The organism is Streptomyces sp. R44 (genome assembly GCF_041053105.1).
GTDB lineage: Bacteria > Actinomycetota > Actinomycetes > Streptomycetales > Streptomycetaceae > Streptomyces.
In genome coordinates this window covers 4673281-4692514 of record NZ_CP163444.1, presented here as the reverse complement: position 1 = coordinate 4692514, position 19234 = coordinate 4673281, and the positions used below count along the sequence as shown (strand labels likewise).

Below are 19234 nucleotides of genomic sequence, written 5' to 3'. Positions count from 1 at the left end.
CCGGGGTGGCGGGAGTCGCCCAGAGTTCACCTAGGGGAAAGTGCCGGTTCATTTCAGGGGGTGGAATCGGACGCACAGGGGGCCGAACGTGGGAGCGTGGGGGTCCGAGCCCCACCCGGACCCCGGAGCTTTGCGTAGAGAGGGACATCCATGCGGGACGCGTACCACGAGGAACTGGACTCGATCGGCGAAGGCCTGGTCGAGATGGCCCGGCTCGTCGGGTCGGCGATCGGGCGCGCCACGACGGCGATGCTCGACGCGGATCTCAAGCTCGCGGAGAGCGTGATCGCGGCGGACCAGAAGGTCGACGACCTCCAGCACGATCTGGAGGCGCGGGCGATAGCGCTGCTCGCCCGGCAGCAGCCGGTGGCGACGGACCTGCGGATCGTGGTGACCTCGCTGCGGATGAGCGCCGACCTGGAGCGCTCCGGCGACCTGGCGCAGCACGTGGCGAAGCTCGCGCGGCTGCGGTTCCCGGCCACGGCGGTGCCCCGGGACCTGCACGCCACCATCCTGGAGATGGGGCAGCTGGCGCAGCGCCTGATGGCGAAGGCGGCGGAGGTCATCATCACCAAGGACGTCGACCTGGCGCTCCAGCTGGAGCAGGACGACGACGAGATGGACCTGCTGCACCGGACGCTCTTCCAGCACCTGATGGACGACCGGTGGAAGCACGGCATCGAGACGGCCGTGGACGTGACGCTGCTCGGCCGGTACTACGAGCGGTTCGCGGACCACGCGGTGTCGGTGGCGAAGCGCGTCGTGTACCTGGTGACGGGTGAGCACGCCGACGAGCTGCAGGCCGCGGACGCGCCGGTGGAAGGCGCGTAGGCGCACGGGCGCCGATGCGCCGTTGATGCGCCGGTCGTTGTGGGCATGCAATGGGGGGAGGCGAAGCGCGCCTCGAAAGGGAGGGACCCCATGGCCGAATCCCCCATGACGACGGAATCCGGTACGGAGGCGCCGCGGGAAGCGGTGTTCCTGCCCGTGCTCGGCGCCTGCGGCTGCGGCTCGGGCTGCGGATGCGGCTGCCAGTCGGGCTCCCCCTGCCAGTGCGGGGGCTGCTCGGGCTGACCGGCGAAAGGGGGGGCGCGTGTACACGCGCCCCCCCTCTATATGTGGGGGACGCTATATCTCGAGCACACCGACGACCTGGTCACCGCTGAGCTCTCCGGTGGTACGGAATCCCAGCTTGTCGTAGAAGGCGCCGGGACCGTCCTCGCCGGGCTCCCAGGTCACGTAGAACCGCTGCTCGCCGCGCCGGCGGAGCTCGTCGCGGACGGCTTGGACGGCGAAGCGCCCGTACCCCTTGCCCTGTCCGGAGGCGGCGATGTTGAGCCGCCAGAGACCGCTGCGCCGGTCACCGGGGTCCTTCTCCTCGTTCCAGGGAATGTCGAGGAAGGCCATCAGGAACCCGACGAGCTCGTCACCGTCGAAGATCAGCCGGGGCCAGGCGTTCTCCCCGAAGGCGTACGCCTCGGCGAGGGAGCGCACGACGGGTGCGACGTTGCGCTCCTGATGGGGGTGGACGCGCAGTTCGAGGGCGGCGTCGATGGTGGCGGGGGTGACGGGCTCCAGGCGGAGTGACGTGCTCATACGAAGGACGGTAACGATTCACCGTCATGCCCACCGGTGATTATCGGACCGGACGAGGATGACGCCCATGAAGCCCTGGACTCGCCGCACCCTCCTGACCGCCGTCGTCCTCTCCGCCCTCTCCCCCCTCACCGGCTGCACGGTCCCGGTCGCGGGCTTCACCGGCGTCACGGTGACGGCGGAGGGGGAACCGCTGGGCGTGATCCTGATGTGCCACGACCAGGTGGACGCGGCGGTGCTGTACCCGGACGAGCCGGTCACGGACCCGGCCGCGGAGGCCACGGCGGACACGGAGGAACCGGAGTACACGGACTCCTGGACCTCTGCGGTGCCCGTCCGCGGCTTCACGAGCTGGCCGCTGACCATCCCGCCGGGCTTCGACACCGCCACGAACTTCTGGACGCCGGACGAGCCCCCGCACGCCCTGAAGGAGGGCCGGCTCTACACCCTCCACGGGGCGACCCGGGACAACTCCTGGTCGACGCTGCACCACTCCTTCACCCTGGCGGACCTGAAGAAGCTGCGGCCGGACCAGGTCGCGTACACCGACGACGACAAGGTCCGTACGACGACGGTGGCGGACTTCCGCGCGCACGCGTGCGAGGGGTTCTGAGGAAGCCCGCCGAACCCGCTACGGCCGGAAGAACACCACCGAGCGCAGCTTCAGCCGGTCGGTGGCCGGACGGCCGTGCGGGCGGAGGATCCAGGTGTCGCCGGAGCAGTCGGGCCCGGTGAAGACGATCGCCTTCTCGTCCGTGTCGTTGTGCGGCGCGAAGGCGGGCTCGGAGGCGCTCGGGTCGGCGGCCTCGGGGATCGTGAGGCACTCCCCGCTGGCCGGGTCCTCCAGCGTGCCCGTCTGCGGTTCGCCGCTGATCCCGACGAACCGGTAGTGGAAGTCGCCGGTGGCGGCGTGGGCGGGGGAGGCCAGGGTGGCGGTGAGGGCGAGTGCGCCGCAGACGGCGGCGAGGGAGTGGCGGAGACGCACGAAGGTTCTCGTTTCGAGGGAGACGACCAAGGTCATCCCCACCCCTAACCCGCTCCCCCGTCCCCCAAGCGGCGCACGGCAGCCGGAAGGTTTCGCCCTCACCCGTCCGGCGGAGAGGGCCCGTTACGGGGTGAAGACCTCTTCCAGCTGGTGAATCGCCCCGTCGTCCCCGACCTGGAACCGGAAGACGAGCCCGGAGTCCGGGTGGGCCTTGACCCAGTCGATCAGCTCCTGCACACCGATCCGCTGGTTCTCGGTGCTGGTGACGATCGGGTTGGTGGCGGTGACGTACGCGGCCTGGTCGAGCGCCCAGCGGCTCTCCTCGCCGGTCCCGACGAACGGAGCGCCGTCGGAGTCCTTGGGGGCGCACCCCCAGGCCCCGCGCTGGACGACGAGGTTCACCTTCCCGGTGCTGGGGTCGAGCTCCTCGATCCGGTAGAGGGCGAACTCGTCGGGGTCGACGTCGTCGGGCCCGGGAGGCGAGTCGACGCAGTCCGCGGCCTTGGGCGTGGCCGTCGCGGGCGCGGAGGTCTTGGGGGCCGGGGGCTTGGCGACGACGGGCTTCTTCACGGCGGGAGCGACGGTCGGGGTGACGGCCGGAGGGGCGGCCGGCGGGGCGGTCGTCCCGGCGGGCGAAGCGGGTGCGGCGGTGGTCGTGGCGGCGGGCGCGGGCGCGGTCGGCGCGGCAGCGGACCCACCCTTCTGGCACCCGGTGAGCACCCCGGCCAGCGCGCCGGCGGCGAGCGCGAGGACAGCGGGTCTGAGACGGTCGACGTTCATGCGGGAAGCCCCCTCCACACGGGCGGCCACCCATCGGCCGCACCCCTGCCGGGAAGGTAGCAACGCCCCACGCCCCGCGACAGCGCCGAGCCCCCCGATGTCACACACCTGGTACGCCCCCAGAACACCCACGGCACAACAACGACGAAGACCGACCGCGCTAAAGCTCCCGGCCCACGGAGGTGGCCCACTCCCGGAACAGACGCAGCACTTCCCCCAGGTTGCGCGGACCGCACGACGCCTGGAAGACGTCGTCCGACACCTTCGTCATCACCCAGTCGGAGTCGCCGCGCCGGAAGTCGGCCCGCGCGTAGGGCCGTCCGGCCAGCGGCGTCTCTTCGAGATCGATGTCCACTGTCCAGCCCGGGTTGTCGAGCGTCGCGATCCGCACGCCCCACTCGTGCTCCCAGTCGCCGTCGCACTGGGCTTCGTACCACTGCTGCAGCCAGCGGAGTTCTCCGTCTGTGTCCGTCACGGCCGCTGATCCTACGAGGCTGTACGAAGCCGTCAGCGCTAGCCGTCGGCAGGCTCGTCGATCGGCCAGGCGATCTCCAGGCGGTTGCCCGGGTGGTCCGGTGTCCCGGTCCACCGGCGGTAGACCATCCGGACCGGGCCCGCGAAGGCGAAGCCGTGCCCGGTGATCCAGTCGGCGACGGCGTCGTACGCGCCGAGGATCTGCGGGAACGCGGCGGCCGCGCCCTCGACCTCCGTGCAGGCGAGGATGCTCTCGGGCAGCTCGCGCACGGTCATGCCCTCGGGCAGCTCCGCGGGCTGCGCGCCGTCCTCCCAGAACGGCAGGCACGCCTCGACGAGCGTCTCGTTCTCGTCGTCGCACACCCCGTGGAACCGGACGAAGGCAGGCCCGGTGAAGGTGAGCGGGCCGCGGCCGGCGACCTCGTACATCTCCTGGTAGGCGACGCGGAGGAAGGCGTCGAGCCCGGAGTTGTCCAGGGTCGCCCCGCGGACGAGGATCCGTTCGGCGGCGCCCTGGCGGACGGTGACGCGGTGGGTCATCTCTGCTCCTTCGGTCAGTCGGCTCAACAGGCTGTGGACCACGGAGCGCTGTCCCTCCAGCCGCCGCTCGGCCGCCCGCAGATGCGCCTGCAGTGCGGCGGCGAGCCCCTCCTCGCCGCCCCCGAGCAGCCGGCGCACCTCCTCGACCGGGATGTCCAGCTGCCGCAGCGCCCTGATCGACTGCGCCGTACGCACCTGGTCACGCCGGAAGTACCGGTAGCCGCTCACCGGATCGACGAACGCCGGCACCAGCACGCCACTGGCGTCGTAGTGCCGAAGCGCGGTGATCGAGAGGCCGCTGGCCTGCGAGAACTGCCCGATCGGCAGCAGGTTTCTCCTGTCCACGGCCTTGACTGTGCCGTCTCGCGTCACCCGAGAGTCAAGCCCGTCCTGGGCTGACGCCTTCTGGGGTGCTGCCGGGGCCGTCGGCTCACTGATCCGCGGTGCTCAGCCGGCCGGTCCAGTCATCGCGTGCGGACCTGCCGTCGGGTCGAGCAGCGACAGCGTCCGCTGCCGCGCGTCCGATTGATCACCCCGCCGATCAGCCGGCCTTCGGCACGGCCAGGACGCCAGCACTCCCACGACGGGCCCGCGGGCAGCGCACCGATCGCCGCGGTACTGGTCAGCAACCCGGAGTAGAGCTCCTCCAGTTCCGCTCGGCGCGCCTCGGACGCAGACTGCCAGTGTCCGCCGAAGCCCTGGACGGCCATGTCGGCGTGGAACCCGACGAGACCTGTGCGCGCATGGAGCACCAGATGCAGCAGCGAGACCGCTCCACCAATGGCGGCGTCCTGCTTCGAGCAGCGGAGCCCGACGCACGCGGAATCCCATGCCCGGAGCGTGAAAATGCCCCCGATCTGCGCCGTCAGCGCAGGTCGGGGGCATGATCGCTTTTCTTACTTCTTCTTGCCCTGGTTCTTCACGGCCTCGATGGCCGCCGCCGCGGCGTCCGGGTCGAGGTAGGTGCCGCCCGGGTTGAGGGGCTTGAAGTTCTCGTCCAGCTCGTAGGAGAGCGGGATGCCCGTCGGGATGTTCAGGCCCGCGATGTCGGCGTCCGAGATGCCGTCCAGGTGCTTCACCAGGGCGCGGAGGCTGTTGCCGTGGGCGGCGATCAGGACCGTGCGGCCGGCGAGGAGGTCCGGGACGATGTTGTCGTACCAGTACGGGAGCATCCGCTCGACGACGTCCTTGAGGCACTCGGTCTGCGGGCGCAGCTCCGGCGGGATCGTCTGGTAGCGGGCGTCGTGGGCCTGCGAGTACTCGCTGTCGTCCGAGAGCGCCGGCGGCGGGGTGTCGTACGAGCGGCGCCACAGCATGAACTGCTCCTCGCCGAACTCGGCGAGGGTCTGCGCCTTGTCCTTGCCCTGGAGGGCGCCGTAGTGGCGCTCGTTCAGGCGCCACGAGCGGCTGACCGGGATCCAGTGGCGGTCGGCGGCCTCAAGGGCGAGCTGCGCGGTGCGGATCGCGCGCTTCTGGAGGGAGGTGTGCAGCACGTCGGGCAGGAGGCCGGCGTCCTTGAGCAGCTCGCCGCCGCGCGTCGCCTCCTTCTCGCCCTTGGCGGTGAGGTTCACGTCCACCCATCCGGTGAACAGATTCTTCTCGTTCCACTCGCTCTCGCCGTGGCGGAGGAGGATCAGCTTGTACGGTGCGTCGGCCATGCGTACGAGCCTAATCGACCGCTGACGATTGACGCGCGTCGTCAATTCGCTGGCGTCCGACGTATGAGATGCGTAAGTTACGAGAGCCGGAAGCAGGGCTTACGCACCACAGGGGGGCCGCCACACATGTCCATCGATTCGCTCAGACGATCAGCCCGCGAGACGGTCTCCGGCCTCCCCCCGGGTTTCTGGTGGCTGTGGCTGTCCACCCTGGTCAACCGGACCGGCGCCTTCGTCCTGACCTTCCTCTCCCTCTACCTGACCGTGGAGCTCGGGCACTCCGCCTGGTTCGCCGGACTCGTCGTCGCTCTCCACGGACTGGGGGGCGTGGCGGGATCGCCGCTCGGCGGCGCCCTCACCGACCGCTGGGGCCGCCGCCCCACCATGGTCACCATGCACCTCGCGGCCGCCGCCTGCGCCGCCGCCCTCGCCGTCGTCACCAGCGCCTGGGCCATCGCCGCCGTCGTCCTCCTCATGGGCGTCGCCATGCAGGCCGTCCGCCCCTCCATCAACGCGACCATCGCCGACATGGTCCCCGCCCACGACGTGCGCCGGGCGTACGCCCTCAACTACTGGGCCCTCAACCTCGGCTTCGCCGTCGCCTCCATCGCCGGCGGCGCCGCGGCCTTCCTCGGCTACCGCACCCTCTTCGTCGTCGACGCCGTCGCCACCACGCTGTGCGCCGTCATCGTCTTCCTCCGGCTCCCCGAGACCCGTCCCGAGGCCGCCGTCGACAAGCAGGGCGAGCCGGTCGCCGAGGAGAAGGTCAGCATGCTGACCGTGCTCCGCGACGCGCCCTTCCGCACCCTCGTCCTGCTCAACCTGCTCGTCTGCCTCGTCTTCACCGCCCCCTGGATCGGCCTGCCGCTCACCATGGCGAACCAGGGCCTCTCCCCCTCCTCGTACGGCGTCGTCATCGCCGTCAACGGCATCGTGATCGTCGGCTTCCAGCTGCTCGTCAACAAGCTGACCGACAAGCGCTCCCCCGTCCTCCTGCTGACCCTCTCCGCGCTCCTCTTCGCCCTCGGCACCGGCGCCACCGCCCTCGCCGGCTCCCCCGTGGCCTTCGCCGCGACCGTGGTCGTCTGGACGGTCGGCGAGATGATCCACGTCCCGACGAACGCCGCCGCCACCGCCCGCCTCGCCCCCGAGCACGCCCGGGGCCGCTACCAGGGCGTGATGGGCATGTCCTGGGCCGTCGCCGGTTTCGTCGCCCCGATCGGCGCCGGCGCGATCGTCGGCGGGCCGGGACCGGACGTGCTGTGGGCGGTGACGACCGCGATCGGCGTCGTGGCGGCCGTCGGCTACTTCACCCGCCTGCGCAAGGCCCTCTCCGAGGAGACGGACGCGGCCGGAGTCGACGCCCCCACCGCCGCCCGCACCGAGAACTCCGAGTCCTCCGCCGTCGGCGCGTGACTCACCCCCTCCCGTAGGCCGCCCACCCGGTCACGGCGAACCCCGTCCCGTCCCTGCGCACTTCGGCGGCGCCCGCCCCGCCGAAGTGCGCGGGGACGACCAGTTCCCGCGCGTCGGCGGCCCGTTCGAGGATCCGGCGGCGACTGGCCGCCGCCCCGGCCGCGTCCAGGCAGAAGCAGCTGGCGCGCGCCGGGTCGAGGATCTGCACAGGGCTGTGCAGGAGGTCGCCGACGAAGACCGCCCTGTCCGTCCCGGAGGCGAGCCGCAGCACGGCGGATCCGGGCGTGTGGCCGGGCGCGGACTCCAGGACGAGGTTCTCGTCGATGCGGTACGAGCCGTCCCAGAGCGTCACGAGCCCCGCGCGGTGCACGGGCGCCACGCTGTCCTCGTAGATCAGCCGGTCCTCCTCCCGGAGGCCGCCGCCGTACGCGTTCTCCGGCCCGAAGTGGAAGTCGTCGGCGGCCGGGAGGAGGTACCGGGCGTTCGGGAAGGCCGGCGCCCACTCCCCTCCCGCGTCATACGTGTTCCAGCCGACGTGGTCCGCGTGCAGATGGGTGTTCACGACGACGTCGACGTCCCCGGGCCGGATGCCCGCCCGCTCGAGACGGCCGAGAAGACCGTCCTGCCGCCGGTGGAAGTGCGGCGAGTGGGGCCGCTCCCGCCCGTCGCCGACGCCGGTGTCGACCAGGACGGTCCGCCCGCCGCTGCGCAGCACCCAGGTCTGCAGCGCCATCACCGCGCTGTCGCCGTCCGGCGCCCAGTGGTCCGGCGCCAGCCACTCCTCGTTGTCCTTCCACACCTCTGCCCCGGCGTCCGGTACGAGGGTGGCGGCAGGCGCGAACGGGCCCTGCCACTCGACGACCCGGATGATCTCGACGTCCCCCAGGACGATGCTCTGTGCGCTCTCGTTCGTCATGCGATCGACAGTAGGGACGGGGAGTTGAGCCTCTCAATGCCCGAACTGCTCTTCCGGATACGCGAAAGGCTCACGGCGACGGCGGTACGCTCCCCGCCATGGACGTGGTGAGCGACGCGATCTCGGCCGTACGGGTCGGGCGGCCGTCCTCCGACCGGGTCAGGGTCGGAGGACGCTGGTGCGCGCGGCTCGCCCCGTACGAAGGGGCCGGCTTCCACATCGTCCTCAGGGGCAGCTGCTGGCTGCTGCCCGACGGCGGCGAACCGGTCGCGCTCGGTACGGGCGACGCGGTGCTGCTCCCGCACGGCACCGGGCACGTCATCGCCGACGCGCCCGCCGACGCGGAGACCGTGGCGGGGGCCGTGCCCTTCGACCGCTGGGCCGACGGAAGCCTCCCGCGCCCGCCCCGACCGGCCCCACGCGCGCGCGAGGTCGAGCTGCTGTGCGGCAAGTACCGCCTCGACCACCGCCACGCGCACCCGCTGCTCGCCGAACTCCCTCCGCTCGTCCACCTGCCGGCCGGCGAGGGCGCCCATCCCGAACTCCGGGCCGCCATCGGCCTCCTGGAGGGCGAGCTGGACGCACGGCGCCCCGGCGCCTCCCTGGCGCTCCCCAGCCTGCTCGACCTGCTGTTCGTCTACATGATCCGGTCCTGGATGGCGGCCGGGAGCACGACCGGAACGTGGCCGGCGGCCCTGGGCGACCCGGTGGCCGCCGCCGCGCTGCGCGCCCTGCACTCCGACCCGGCCGCGCCCTGGACCGTCGACCGGCTCGCGGCCGAGGCGGGCGTCTCCCGCCCGACCCTGGCCCGCCGCTTCACCACCCTGGTGGGCCGGCCCCCGATGGCGTACCTCACCTGGTGGCGGCTGACCCGCGCCGCCGCCCTGCTCCGTGACACCGAAGCCCCCCTGGCGACCGTCGCCCGCCACGTCGGCTACGCCTCCCCGTACGCCCTCTCCCACGCCTTCCGCCGCGAGTTCGGCACGACGCCGGGCCGCTACCGGAGCACCACCGTCACTCCCGACCGAGCGCCCGCTGGGCCTCGTACAGCTTCGCGGGACGGACAGGGCAGCAGGGGGCCCTCGCGGGAAGGGGTCAGCGCGTCGGCTTCTGTGTCAGGTTCTTGAAGGCGTCCAGGTTCCGGGTCGACTCGCCGCGCGAGACCCGCCACTCGTACTCCCGGCGGATCGCCGACGCGAAGCCCAGCTCCAGGAGGGTGTTGAAGTCGCCGTCCGCCGCCTCCAGGACCGAGCCGAGCAGCCGGTCCAGCTCCTCCGGGGTGACCGCGGCCAGCGGGAGCTTGCCGGCGAGGTAGACGTCGCCGAGGGCGTCGACCGCGTAACTCACCCCGTACAGCTTGAGGTTGCGTTCGAGGAGCCAGCGGTGGACCCCCGCCTCGTTCTCGTCCGGGTGTCGGATGACGAAGGCGTTGAGGGAGACCGAGTGGCGGCCCACCCGCAGCGACAGGGTGGTGAACAGCTTCCGCGTGCCCGGGAGCTTCACGACGTACGAGCCGGGCTCCGGGGACTCCCAGTCCAGCTCCGCGTCCTTGAACGTGTCCTCGACGATCCGCCGGACGACCTCGGTCTCAGCCATGGTGCGAGCGTACGCGACGGCGGTTCTCCCGCAGCCGGTGGTCGTGCATGGCGGCCGTGTACACGTCCGCCGTGCCCGAGGCCGCCGTGTCCCAGCCGAAGGAACCCGCGTGCAGCGCCGCCGCCTCGCCCATCCGCGCCGACAGCGACGGGTCCGCCACGAACCGGCCGAGCGCCCGCGCGTAGTCCCCCGGGTCGTGCCCCTGCACGAGGAAACCGGTCACCTCGTCCCGTACGGCCACGGGCAGCCCGCCGACCGCCGCCGCGACGACCGGCGTGCCCGCCGCCTGCGCCTCGATCGCGACCAGGCCGAAGGACTCGCTGTACGAGGGCATGACGAGGACCGACGCGGCACGGAACCAGTCGGCCAGCCTGTCCTGGCCCACCGGCGGGTGGAAGCGCACGATGTCCGCGATCCCGAGCCGGGCCGCCAGCTTCTGCAGCTGCTCCGGCTTGGCCAGGCCGCTGCCGCTCGGGCCGCCGACCACCGGGACGACCATCCGGCCGCGCAGCGAGGGGTCCTGCTCCAGGAGCCGCGCCGCGGCGCTGAGCAGGATGTCCGGGGCCTTCAGCGGCTGTATCCGGCCCGCGAAGACCGGTATGAACGCGTCCTGCGGCAGGCCGAGGCGGGCGCGGGCCGCCGCGCGGCCGTCGGCGGGGCGGAAGTGGTCCAGGTTCACACCCGGGTGCACCACCGCGATCTTGCCCGGGTCCGCCTCGTAGAAGCGGGCCAGCTCGTCGGCCTCCTCGGCCGTGTTCGCGATCAGCCGGTCGGCGGCCGCGACGATCTGCGTCTCGCCGATCACCCGGGCCGCGGGCTCTGGCGTGTCGCCCTCGGCCAGCGCCGCGTTCTTGACCTTCGCCATGGTGTGCATGGCGTGCACGAGCGGGACGCCCCAGCGCTCGGCGGCCAGCCAGCCGACGTGTCCGGAGAGCCAGTAGTGGGAGTGGACGAGGTCGTAGTGGCCGGGCCGATGGCCCGCCCAGGCCTGCATCACGCCGTGCGTGAAGGCGCAGAGCTGCGCCGGCAGCTCCTCCTTCGCCAGACCCTCGTACGGGCCCGCGTCCACATGGCGTACGAGCACGCCCGGGGTCAGCTCGACCACCGGCGGGAGACCGCCGGTGGTGGCCCGGGTGAAGATCTCCACCTCGATGTCGATGGCGGCGAGTCGTTTCGCCAGCTCGACGATGTAGACGTTCATCCCGCCCGCGTCACCCGTGCCGGGCTGGTGCAGCGGCGAGGTGTGGACGCTGAGCATGGCCACGCGCCGGGGGGTGCGGTGCCGGCCGGGGAGCCGGAGCCTGGCCGGCGCCGGGTGCCGGTGCCGGGTACCGGCGAACCGGGACACGTACTGGCTCACGTCGGCGGTCCTTCCGCTCGGGGGGCTGAGCTGGGCGGCTGAGCTCGTCGGGCATGACTGCTGGAGGGCGGGTTACGTCCTCCAGCGGCCACAACACCGGAATCGCCCCTTTCATTTCCGCCGGCCCCGCTGCTTTGCCAATTCGTTGCCGGGGCCACCGGTCGGAGAGGCACCCCTTACGCTCATGACATGGCCCCGCGCACCACCCGCCCCGTCGGCACCCCGACCCGCGGGACCACCAACCCGAACCGGCTGCGCCGCATGGACCGCTGGATCGCCGCCGTCCACGGCCCGGCCCTGCGCCGCTCCCCCGAGCCGCCGCTCGCCGTCGACCTCGGGTACGGGGCCGCCCCCTGGACCGCCGTCGAGCTCCTGGCCCGGCTCCGCACCGCCGACCCCCGCACCCTGCTGTACGGGATCGAGATCGAGCCCGCCCGCGTCGAGGCCGCGAAGCCGTACGAGGCCGCTCACGAGGGCCTCGCCTTCCTGCACGGCGGCTTCGAGGTGCCGGTCCCCGGCCGGGTCGCCCTGATCCGGGCCGCGAACGTGCTGCGCCAGTACGACGAGGACCAGGTCGCGGCCGTCTGGGCGCGGCTCTGCGGCCGGCTCGCGCCCGGCGGGCTGCTCGTGGAGGGCACCTGCGACGAGATCGGGCGCCGGCACGTGTGGGTGGCGCTCGACGCGGCCGGGCCGCGCACGGTGACCTTCGCGACCCGGCTCGGCTCGCTCGACCGGCCCTCGGACCTCGCGGAACGGCTGCCGAAGGCGCTGATCCACCGGAACGTGCCGGGCGAACCGGTGCACGCCTTCCTGCGGGACTTCGACCGGGCGTGGGCGGCGGCCGCCCCGTACGCCTCGCTCGGCGCCCGGCAGCGGTGGATCCGCTCCGTCCGCGACCTGGCGGCGGACTGGCCGCTGACGGACGGCCCGCGCCGCTGGCGCCAGGGCGAGGTGACGGTGCGGTGGGAGGCACTGGCACCGAGGACCTGACGGGGTGCCGGTCCTGACGGGGCGCCGGTCCTGATGGCGTACCGGACCTGACGTGGTGTCGGCCCGGGTTTTCCCCCGGTTTCCCTAACTCCCCCTGAATTTCCCGTGCAGAGGGAACGCCACAGGCGTATCACTCGTCCCCCGTGGGGGGAACCGGCCCGACAAGCCCTGGTTTCCCCTGTCGTTTTCCGGTTTCGCATGGCACTATCGCCAAGGTCACCACCAAGTTACTGACGGTAAATCAGATTTGGGTCACTCGAGGGGGAGCTCGTGAACCGACGCCGCCACGCCACTGCCGCGATCACCGTGATCTGCGCCCTGACCGTGCTGGCCTCCCCCGCGCTGACCCTCCAGGCCTCCGCCGCGCCGCTCCCCCCTCCGCCGCCGAAGAAGAGCCTGGAGGAGGTGCGCAAGGAGATCGACGACCTCTACCGGAAGGCGGCCGTCGCCACCGACGCGTACAACCTCGCCGAGGAGAAGACCAAGGAGCAGTCCGCCGAGATCGTCCGGCTCGCCCGCATGATCGTGGAGGGCCGCGAGAAGATCGAGGACCTCAAGTCCAAGGCCGGCGCCCAGGCCCGCGCCCAGTACCGCAACGGCGGACTCCCGGACGGCGCGCAGCTCGTCCTCACGAACGACCCGCAGCTCTTCCTCGACGCCGCCGGGCGGCTCAAGTCCGGCGCCAAGGCCACCACCGACCTCCTGGGCGAGATGACCCGCACCCAGGCCGAGTTGGACACGTACGCCAAGGACGCCAGCACCAACTGGACCAAGCTGGAGGCCATCCGCGTCAAGCAGGCCAAGGCGAAGAAGGAGATCAACGAAAAGATCGACGCCGCGAAGAAGCTGGAGTCCGAGCTCGCCGCCGAGGAGCGCGAGCGGCTGCGGCGCCTGGAGGAGCAGGCCCAGCTCCGGGCCCAGACGACCTGGCTCGGCACCGGCGTCCTCGACGGCCTCCAGGCGGGCGCGACCGCGGAGGGCAAGAGGGCGGTCGAGTTCGCGACGGCCCAGATCGGCAAGCCGTACGTCTGGGGCGCGGAGGGACCGGGCTCGTACGACTGCTCCGGACTGACCCAGAGCGCCTGGGGCGCGGCCGGCCGGGGAATCCCGCGCACCTCGCAGGAGCAGTGGCGGCTCCTGCCGCACGTGGACATCAAGGACATGCGGCCCGGCGACCTGATCGTCTACTTCCAGGACGCGAGCCACATCGGCATGTACGTCGGGAACGGCATGATCGTGCACGCGCCGCGGCCGGGACGGAACGTGACCCTCGCGGGCGCGGGCTCGATGGAGATCCTGGGCGTGGTCCGCCCTTCGTGACACGAGGGCCTCGGCGACGCGACGGGCGTCGTCCGCCCTCCGTGACACGAGACCTCGGTGACGCGAGGGGGCGTGGTCCAGCCCTTCGTGACACGAGCCACCCCAAGTGGCACGGCGGGGGTGACCTTTCTCATGGGATCCGGGCCCCCGCGCGGACCGTCCGGGGGCAAGTACCTCCCCTTCCGCGGCATATGCCAAGCGCGACGCGCGCTCTCACACGCTGATCACCATTCCGCTGCGCACCGCCCTACCGCTATGGTCCGGGACGGGCGGGACGCCACCCGGCGCCCTGCGCACCCTCGGGGGGAGGGAAGGAAACCCGGACCGATGCCCGTATCCGTACCGCGCCAGAGAAACGTCTCTGCCGCTGCGGGACCCGGCGAAACCACCCCAATGGACGCCACTCCCATGACAGGCACAGTCACAGGAACCGACCGCACCGATCTCACTCTCCTGGTCGTCGAGGACGACCCGGCGGGTGCCCTCGCCGTACCCGAACTGCTCGACGCGGCGGACGCCGCCGGCACCCGGGTCCGCATCCGTACCGCCCGGAACCTCACCGAGGCCGAGCGGCTCCTCACCGACGACGTCCACTGCGTCCTGGTCGACCTCTCCCTGCCCGGCGCGCGCGCCGGGGCCGCCGGCGACGACCCGCTCGCCCCGCTGCGGCACATCCTGCGCCTCGCCCCGCGCCACGCGGTCCTCGCGCTCGCCGGCTCCGCCGACGCCGAGCTGGCGGCCGAGGCGGTACGCGTCGGGGCCCAGGACCACCTCTTCCGCGAGGAGCTCGACGGGCGGCTGCTCAGCCGGGCCATCCGGTACGCCGTCGAACGCAAGCGGGCCGACGCCGTCCAGGTGAAGCTGGCCGAGTCCCGCCTCCGCGCCCAGGAGAACGCCCGCCTGGAGCGCGGACTGCTGCCCACCCCGCTCCTGGAGGGCTCCGACCTGCGGTTCGCCGCCCACTACCGGCCCGGCCGGTCCCGCGCCCTGCTCGGCGGCGACTTCTACGACGTCGTCCGCACCCCCGACGGCACCGTCCACGCCATGATCGGCGACGTCTGCGGGCACGGCCCCGACGAGGCCGCGCTCGGCGTCGAGCTGCGGATCGCCTGGCGGGCGCTGACCTTCGCGGGCCTCTGCGGAGACGAGCTGCTCTCGACGATGCAGCAGGTCCTGGAGCACGAGCGGGAGAGCGAGGAGATCTTCGCGACCCTCTGCACCGTCGACATCGCGCCCGACGGGCGCCGGGCCGGCCTCTGCCTCGCCGGGCACCCCTCGCCGCTGATCGCCCGGCAGGGGCGGACGGCACGGCTCCTCCCGTACGAGGACGGCGGCCCGGCCCTCGGACTGCTGCCGCGCGCCCGCTGGCCGCGCCGGCAGGTCGAGCTCGGCGGGGCGTGGAGCCTGCTCATGTACACGGACGGGCTCATCGAGGGCCGCTCGGCGGGCCCCGGCTCGCCGCGGCTCGGCCAGGACGGAATGGTCGAGATGATCAACCGGCAGCTGGCCTCCGGCCTGCGGGGCGAGGAGCTCCTGGAGGCGGCCGTGACCGAGGTCCGGTCCCTGAACGGCGGCGAGCTCACGGACGACGTCGCCGTCCTGGCCCTGGAAAGGGACAGGACCCGGGGGTGAGCACCTCCCGGGTCCTGTCGACCCGGGGGCGGTACCCCTCGGGTCCTGTCTTCTTCGTCCTGCCTGGCGGCCCTGCCTACCGGCCGCCGTTGTAGGGGCCGTACGGTCCGTCGCTGCTGGAGCCGCCGCCCCGGCGGCCGCCACGGCCTCCGCCGGAGACCTGCGCGAGCGCGGGGCGCACGTCCACCATGAAGACGATGGCGGCGATCAGGCCCGCGATCTGCAGGAACAGCATCGGCAGCAGCAGGTTCAGGGCGAGGTTGATGCCCAGGATGATCAGCCAGAACTTCTTCGTCTGCTTGTCGGCGGCGCGGTAGGCGTCCTCGCGCGCCATGGCGGCGAAGACGAGCGCGGCGACGGCGAAGCCGGTGAAGACCAGGAAGATCACCAGGGAGAGAAGGGAGTCGAATCCCGCGCGCAACATGCTGAGCACCGCCTAGGGGGATGGAGAAAGAGCGCCTCGCGGTCAAGGTACCCGGTACAACGCACCGGGTACCCGAATTGGTGCCCGGCCCTACTCCTTCTCGGCGGCGACCGTCGCCTTCTTGGCCGGAGCCTTGCGGGCGGTGGTCTTGCGGGCGGGCGCCTTCTCGGCCTCGGGCTCGGCGGCGGGCTCCTCGTCCGCCTTCGCCTCCGGCTCGGGCTCGACGACGACGGCGATCTCGGTGATCTCCTCGGCGACCTCGCCCCGCCAGGCCCGGACGGCCTCCTCGCCGTGGGCGGCGACCTCCTCGTACTTCTCGCGCGCCTTGACCGCGTACTCGGCGGCGACGCCGACCCCGCGCAGGGCCAGGTCCTGGGCGGTCTCGCCGAGCTTCTTGAGGTCGGTGTCGAGACCGCCGACGACCTCGGCGAACTTCGACTGCACGGTGGCCTGGGCCTCCTTGGCCTGCGCGGTCACCTTCTCCTGCACGGCCTTCGGGTCGGTCTTCCGTACGGCGTCGATGCGCGCGGGGGCCTCGGCGGCGAGCTGCTCGATCAGGCCGGGGACCTTCTTGGCCTGCTGGACGGCGAGGTCGGCGGTGCCGGCGGCGAAGTAGAGAGGGGTACGCAGTTCGTCGATGATGGCCATGCTGGTGTTCCTCCCGGAAGTGACTACTGGCTCGAAGGCGGTGTGGCGTCCGTGTCGGCGGCCGCGGCGGCGTCGGCGGCGTTCTCCTTGCGGAAGGAGTCGTAGATCTGGAGCAGCACCTGCTTCTGCCGCTCGTTGATCGAGGGATCGGCCAGGATGACGGCGCGCGTCTCCAGCTCCTCCCGCTCCTTCTCGTCGAGGATCCCGGCCCGTACGTAGAGCGTCTCGGCGGAGATCCGCAGCGCCTTCGCGACCTGCTGCAGGACCTCGGCGCTGGGCTTGCGCAGCCCGCGCTCGATCTGGCTGAGGTACGGGTTCGACACCCCGGCGGCGTCGGCGAGCTGCCGCAGGGAGAGCTGCGCGGTCCGCCGCTGTTCGCGGAGGTACTCACCGAGATTGCCGACGTTGAGCGATGCCATGCTCCGACCATGCCAGCCATTGCTAACTATTGCAAGCACCTGCTTGCAAGAGTCGCCCCCGCGGCGGGGCCGGCCGTGCCATGCTGGGGACGTGGATCTGGAGGACCTGAAACGACTGCGCCGCGCGCGAGACACCATGGACCGCGACTACGCCTCGCCGCTGGACGTACCGGCCCTGGCGAGGGTCGCCCTGATGTCGACCGGGCACTTCGCGCGCAGCTTCCGCACCGCGTTCGGTGAGACGCCGTACAGCTATCTGATGACCCGGCGCGTCGAGCGGGCGAAGGCCCTGCTCCGGCGGGGGGACCTGAGCGTGACGGAGGTCTGCTTCGAGGTGGGCTGTACGTCGCTCGGGTCGTTCAGCTCGCGGTTCACGGAGCTGGTCGGCGAGACGCCGAGCGCGTACCGGGCGCGCGGCCACGAGGAGGGCGCGGCGATGCCCGCGTGCGTGGCGAAGGTGCTGACGCGGCCGGTGAAGAACGGCGGCGGCCCCGCTGAAGCGATCAGGATCGGAGAAGCGGGAACGAGCGCCTCGCCGTAGCGTCGACGGCATGGACAACATCAAGCTCTCGCAGTGCTTCATCACCGTCGACGACGCCGACGCGGCGCTCGGTTTCTACCGGGACGCCCTCGGCCTTGAGGTCCGCAACGACGTCGGTTACGAGGGGATGCGCTGGGTGACCCTCGGGTCGCCCGCGCAGCCGGACGTGGCCGTCGTCCTGGAGACCCCGCTCCCCGACCCCGGCGCCTCGGAGGCCGACCGGAAGGCGGTCACGGACCTCCTCGGCAAGGGCCTGCTGCGCGGCGTGATCTTCTCCACGGAGGACGTCGACGCCACCTTCGAACGCGTCCGGGCGGCCGGCGCGGAGGTCCTCCAGGAGCCGGTCGACCAGCACTACGGCGTCCGCGACTGCGCCTTCCGCGACCCGGCCGGCAACATGATCCGCTTCGCCCAGCCGAAAGCCTGACAGTATGGGCCGAAGGCCCAACGGGGAGGGACGGCATGGCAGTTGACGGGCGGAACGACGTGGCGGAGCCCAGGCGGCGCGCGGACGTCCTCGACGAGGCGAGGGTCGCGGCGCCGGGGCGACGGTTCGCCGGCCCCGCGACCGGGGACGAGCTGCCGATGCTCGCCGGGTTCCTGGCGGACCAGCGGGCGACGCTGGTGCTGAGGTGCGCGGGCCTGGAGGAGGAGCTGGCGGTCAGGTCGGTGGAACCGTCGACCCTGTCCCTCCTCGGCCTGGTCCGGCACCTGGCCGACGTCGAGCGCCACTGGTTCCGCGAGATCCTCGCCGGTCAGAAGGACGCGCGCCCCCTCTTCTCCTCACCGGCCTCCCCCGACGGAGACTTCGACGTTGCCGCGGCCGGCCCGTCGGCCGTCACGGAGGCCTGGGAGGCATGGCACGCGGCGGTGGCCTTCGCGGACCGCTTCACGGCGGAGGCGCCGGACCTGGACGTCACGGGGGAGGACGGCTGGCGGGGAACGGTGTCGCTGCGGTGGGTCCTGATCCACATGATCGAGGAGTACGCCCGCCACAACGGCCACGCGGACCTCTTGCGCGAACGCATCGACGGCACGCGGGGCCTGTAGGCCCCCGTTGTGGGCATGCGTTCCTCCCCCAGACTTCGTCCGGGAGGTGCCCCCAGGGCGGAACGGGTGGGCACAACGGAACGGCGCCCCTGCCGGCGCCAGAGGCTCCCGAGCCTGAACCCGCACCCGGTGCGCAGTGCACTGCTGGTGCGGGTCAAGGCGCGGAACGCGGAGGCGCCGCTAAGGGCGCCGTCCCGTGTGCCCACCCTCCCCCAAGCTCTCGGCTTCGCTCGAGCAGGGGGGACCCCCACGCCCCCAGCGGGACGATTGCCCACACGGCGGCGGGGCACCGCCCCGCGCCCCCTCACTCGTCCGCTTCGCGACAATCCGCGACGGATCGATGCTCGTTACCCTGGCAGGCATGACAGCCATGGCGCCCACCCGCACCGAGCCCGACCTCTCCTACCTCCTCGATCACACCAGTCACGTCCTGCGGACCCGGATGGCCGCCGCGCTCAGTGCCATCGGGCTCACCGCGCGGATGCACTGCGTCCTCGTGCACGCCCTGGAGGAGGAGCGGACGCAGGCGCAGCTCGCGGAGATCGGGGACATGGACAAGACGACGATGGTCGTGACCGTCGACGCCCTGGAGAAGGCGGGGCTCGCCGAGCGCCGGCCGTCCAGCACCGACCGGCGGGCGCGGATCATCGCCGTCACCGAGGCCGGGGCCGAGGTCGCCCGGCAGAGCCAGAAGATCGTCGACGGCGTGCACGAGAGCGCCCTCTCCTCGCTCCCCGACGAGGAGCGCACCGTCCTGCTGCACGCCCTGAACCGGCTGGCCACCGGCCATCTGGAGGTTCCCGCCGAGAGCCCGACGCCCGCCCGCCGGGCCCGTCAGCGCGGATAGGACCCGAAAACCGTTCCGTAAAAAATAGTCTGCAACAAAACC

24 protein-coding genes are annotated in these 19234 nt (G+C 72.3%); 12 read left to right on the top strand and 12 right to left on the bottom strand.

The window, feature by feature from the left end:
• Window positions 1-150: 150 nt before the first annotated feature.
• Together phoU and AB5J54_RS21840 are read left to right on the top strand one after the other, a co-directional pair.
• Window positions 151-831: a phosphate signaling complex protein PhoU gene (gene phoU / locus AB5J54_RS21845; protein WP_366038849.1), complete on the top strand. Its 681-nt coding sequence runs from the start codon at window positions 151-153 to the stop codon at window positions 829-831.
• A 90-nt stretch (window positions 832-921) separates the two neighbouring features.
• Entirely contained in the window at window positions 922-1074 is a 153-nt protein-coding gene (locus AB5J54_RS21840) for a hypothetical protein (RefSeq protein ID WP_177181680.1), read from the top strand.
• A 54-nt stretch (window positions 1075-1128) separates the two neighbouring features.
• Here the strand turns inward: AB5J54_RS21840 and AB5J54_RS21835 are convergent, their stop codons facing one another.
• Window positions 1129-1596 (bottom strand): GNAT family N-acetyltransferase, encoded by a 468-nt coding sequence (locus AB5J54_RS21835; protein ID WP_369145584.1) that lies wholly within the window; start codon window positions 1594-1596, stop codon window positions 1129-1131.
• A 67-nt stretch (window positions 1597-1663) separates the two neighbouring features.
• Between AB5J54_RS21835 and AB5J54_RS21830 the strand changes: the two genes are divergently transcribed.
• Window positions 1664-2209, top strand: coding sequence for a hypothetical protein (locus tag AB5J54_RS21830; protein WP_369145583.1), 546 nt, complete (start codon window positions 1664-1666; stop codon window positions 2207-2209).
• Window positions 2210-2227: 18 nt separating this feature from the next.
• On the opposite strand, the gene AB5J54_RS21825 is transcribed toward AB5J54_RS21830, so the two are convergent.
• From AB5J54_RS21825 to AB5J54_RS21805, 5 genes are all read right to left on the bottom strand, one after another.
• The gene (locus AB5J54_RS21825; protein WP_369149420.1) at window positions 2228-2581 is read right to left on the bottom strand and encodes a hypothetical protein; all 354 of its coding nucleotides are present in this window, start codon (window positions 2579-2581) and stop codon (window positions 2228-2230) included.
• A 123-nt stretch (window positions 2582-2704) separates the two neighbouring features.
• Complete coding sequence (locus tag AB5J54_RS21820) at window positions 2705-3361, bottom strand: hypothetical protein (RefSeq protein WP_369145582.1); 657 nt, start codon at window positions 3359-3361, stop codon at window positions 2705-2707.
• Between the two features lie 160 nt (window positions 3362-3521).
• A complete protein-coding gene (locus tag AB5J54_RS21815; RefSeq protein WP_369145581.1) occupies window positions 3522-3836 on the bottom strand; it encodes an immunity 53 family protein in 315 nt (104 codons plus the stop codon).
• A gap of 38 nt (window positions 3837-3874) precedes the next feature.
• Window positions 3875-4720: a MerR family transcriptional regulator gene (locus tag AB5J54_RS21810; protein WP_369145580.1), complete on the bottom strand. Its 846-nt coding sequence runs from the start codon at window positions 4718-4720 to the stop codon at window positions 3875-3877.
• A gap of 551 nt (window positions 4721-5271) precedes the next feature.
• Window positions 5272-6033, bottom strand: coding sequence for a phosphoglyceromutase (locus AB5J54_RS21805; RefSeq protein WP_369145579.1), 762 nt, complete (start codon window positions 6031-6033; stop codon window positions 5272-5274).
• 126 nt (window positions 6034-6159) lie between these two features.
• On the opposite strand from AB5J54_RS21805, the gene AB5J54_RS21800 reads away from it, so the two are divergent.
• Window positions 6160-7449: an MDR family MFS transporter gene (locus AB5J54_RS21800; protein ID WP_369145578.1), complete on the top strand. Its 1290-nt coding sequence runs from the start codon at window positions 6160-6162 to the stop codon at window positions 7447-7449.
• Between the two features lies 1 nt (window position 7450).
• Here the strand turns inward: AB5J54_RS21800 and AB5J54_RS21795 are convergent, their stop codons facing one another.
• Window positions 7451-8365 (bottom strand): MBL fold metallo-hydrolase, encoded by a 915-nt coding sequence (locus AB5J54_RS21795; protein ID WP_369145577.1) that lies wholly within the window; start codon window positions 8363-8365, stop codon window positions 7451-7453.
• A gap of 98 nt (window positions 8366-8463) precedes the next feature.
• Here AB5J54_RS21795 and AB5J54_RS21790 point away from each other — a divergent pair, with 98 nt between their 5' ends.
• Window positions 8464-9492, top strand: coding sequence for an AraC family transcriptional regulator (locus tag AB5J54_RS21790; protein WP_369145576.1), 1029 nt, complete (start codon window positions 8464-8466; stop codon window positions 9490-9492).
• Here AB5J54_RS21790 and AB5J54_RS21785 read toward each other — a convergent pair.
• Window positions 9461-9961, bottom strand: coding sequence for a YbjN domain-containing protein (locus AB5J54_RS21785; RefSeq protein ID WP_369145575.1), 501 nt, complete (start codon window positions 9959-9961; stop codon window positions 9461-9463). The two genes, AB5J54_RS21790 and AB5J54_RS21785, sit on opposite strands and share 32 nt — an antisense overlap.
• On the bottom strand, window positions 9954-11321 hold the full coding sequence (gene mshA, locus AB5J54_RS21780; RefSeq protein ID WP_369145574.1) for a D-inositol-3-phosphate glycosyltransferase: 1368 nt from the start codon (window positions 11319-11321) through the stop codon (window positions 9954-9956). The genes AB5J54_RS21785 and mshA overlap by 8 nt, the downstream gene beginning before the upstream one ends.
• Window positions 11322-11510: 189 nt before the next feature.
• Here mshA and AB5J54_RS21775 point away from each other — a divergent pair, with 189 nt between their 5' ends.
• The 3 genes from AB5J54_RS21775 (at window position 11511) to AB5J54_RS21765 (ending at window position 15263) form a co-directional block, all read left to right on the top strand.
• Window positions 11511-12311 carry a class I SAM-dependent methyltransferase gene (locus AB5J54_RS21775; protein WP_369145573.1) on the top strand — a complete coding sequence of 267 codons (801 nt, stop codon included), beginning with the start codon at window positions 11511-11513 and terminating at the stop codon, window positions 12309-12311.
• 270 nt (window positions 12312-12581) lie between these two features.
• Window positions 12582-13631 carry a C40 family peptidase gene (locus tag AB5J54_RS21770; RefSeq protein ID WP_369145572.1) on the top strand — a complete coding sequence of 350 codons (1050 nt, stop codon included), beginning with the start codon at window positions 12582-12584 and terminating at the stop codon, window positions 13629-13631.
• A gap of 393 nt (window positions 13632-14024) precedes the next feature.
• Entirely contained in the window at window positions 14025-15263 is a 1239-nt protein-coding gene (locus AB5J54_RS21765) for a PP2C family protein-serine/threonine phosphatase (protein ID WP_369145571.1), read from the top strand.
• Window positions 15264-15339: 76 nt separating this feature from the next.
• Here AB5J54_RS21765 and AB5J54_RS21760 read toward each other — a convergent pair whose 3' ends face one another.
• The 3 genes from AB5J54_RS21760 to AB5J54_RS21750 all read right to left on the bottom strand — a co-directional run bounded on the left by AB5J54_RS21760 (window position 15340) and on the right by AB5J54_RS21750 (window position 16754).
• Window positions 15340-15687: a DUF2516 family protein gene (locus tag AB5J54_RS21760; protein ID WP_351180359.1), complete on the bottom strand. Its 348-nt coding sequence runs from the start codon at window positions 15685-15687 to the stop codon at window positions 15340-15342.
• Between the two features lie 90 nt (window positions 15688-15777).
• Window positions 15778-16335, bottom strand: coding sequence for a hypothetical protein (locus AB5J54_RS21755; RefSeq protein WP_369145570.1), 558 nt, complete (start codon window positions 16333-16335; stop codon window positions 15778-15780).
• 23 nt (window positions 16336-16358) lie between these two features.
• Window positions 16359-16754, bottom strand: coding sequence for a helix-turn-helix domain-containing protein (locus tag AB5J54_RS21750; protein WP_369145569.1), 396 nt, complete (start codon window positions 16752-16754; stop codon window positions 16359-16361).
• A 91-nt stretch (window positions 16755-16845) separates the two neighbouring features.
• Between AB5J54_RS21750 and AB5J54_RS21745 the strand changes: the two genes are divergently transcribed.
• The 4 genes from AB5J54_RS21745 to AB5J54_RS21730 all read left to right on the top strand — a co-directional run bounded on the left by AB5J54_RS21745 (window position 16846) and on the right by AB5J54_RS21730 (window position 19192).
• Entirely contained in the window at window positions 16846-17295 is a 450-nt protein-coding gene (locus AB5J54_RS21745) for a helix-turn-helix domain-containing protein (protein ID WP_369145568.1), read from the top strand.
• Between the two features lie 10 nt (window positions 17296-17305).
• Window positions 17306-17722 carry a VOC family protein gene (locus tag AB5J54_RS21740; RefSeq protein WP_369145567.1) on the top strand — a complete coding sequence of 139 codons (417 nt, stop codon included), beginning with the start codon at window positions 17306-17308 and terminating at the stop codon, window positions 17720-17722.
• A 158-nt stretch (window positions 17723-17880) separates the two neighbouring features.
• Complete coding sequence (locus AB5J54_RS21735) at window positions 17881-18345, top strand: DinB family protein (protein WP_369149419.1); 465 nt, start codon at window positions 17881-17883, stop codon at window positions 18343-18345.
• Window positions 18346-18706: 361 nt separating this feature from the next.
• The gene (locus tag AB5J54_RS21730) at window positions 18707-19192 is read left to right on the top strand and encodes a MarR family winged helix-turn-helix transcriptional regulator (protein ID WP_369145566.1); all 486 of its coding nucleotides are present in this window, start codon (window positions 18707-18709) and stop codon (window positions 19190-19192) included.
• Window positions 19193-19234 lie beyond the last annotated feature (42 nt).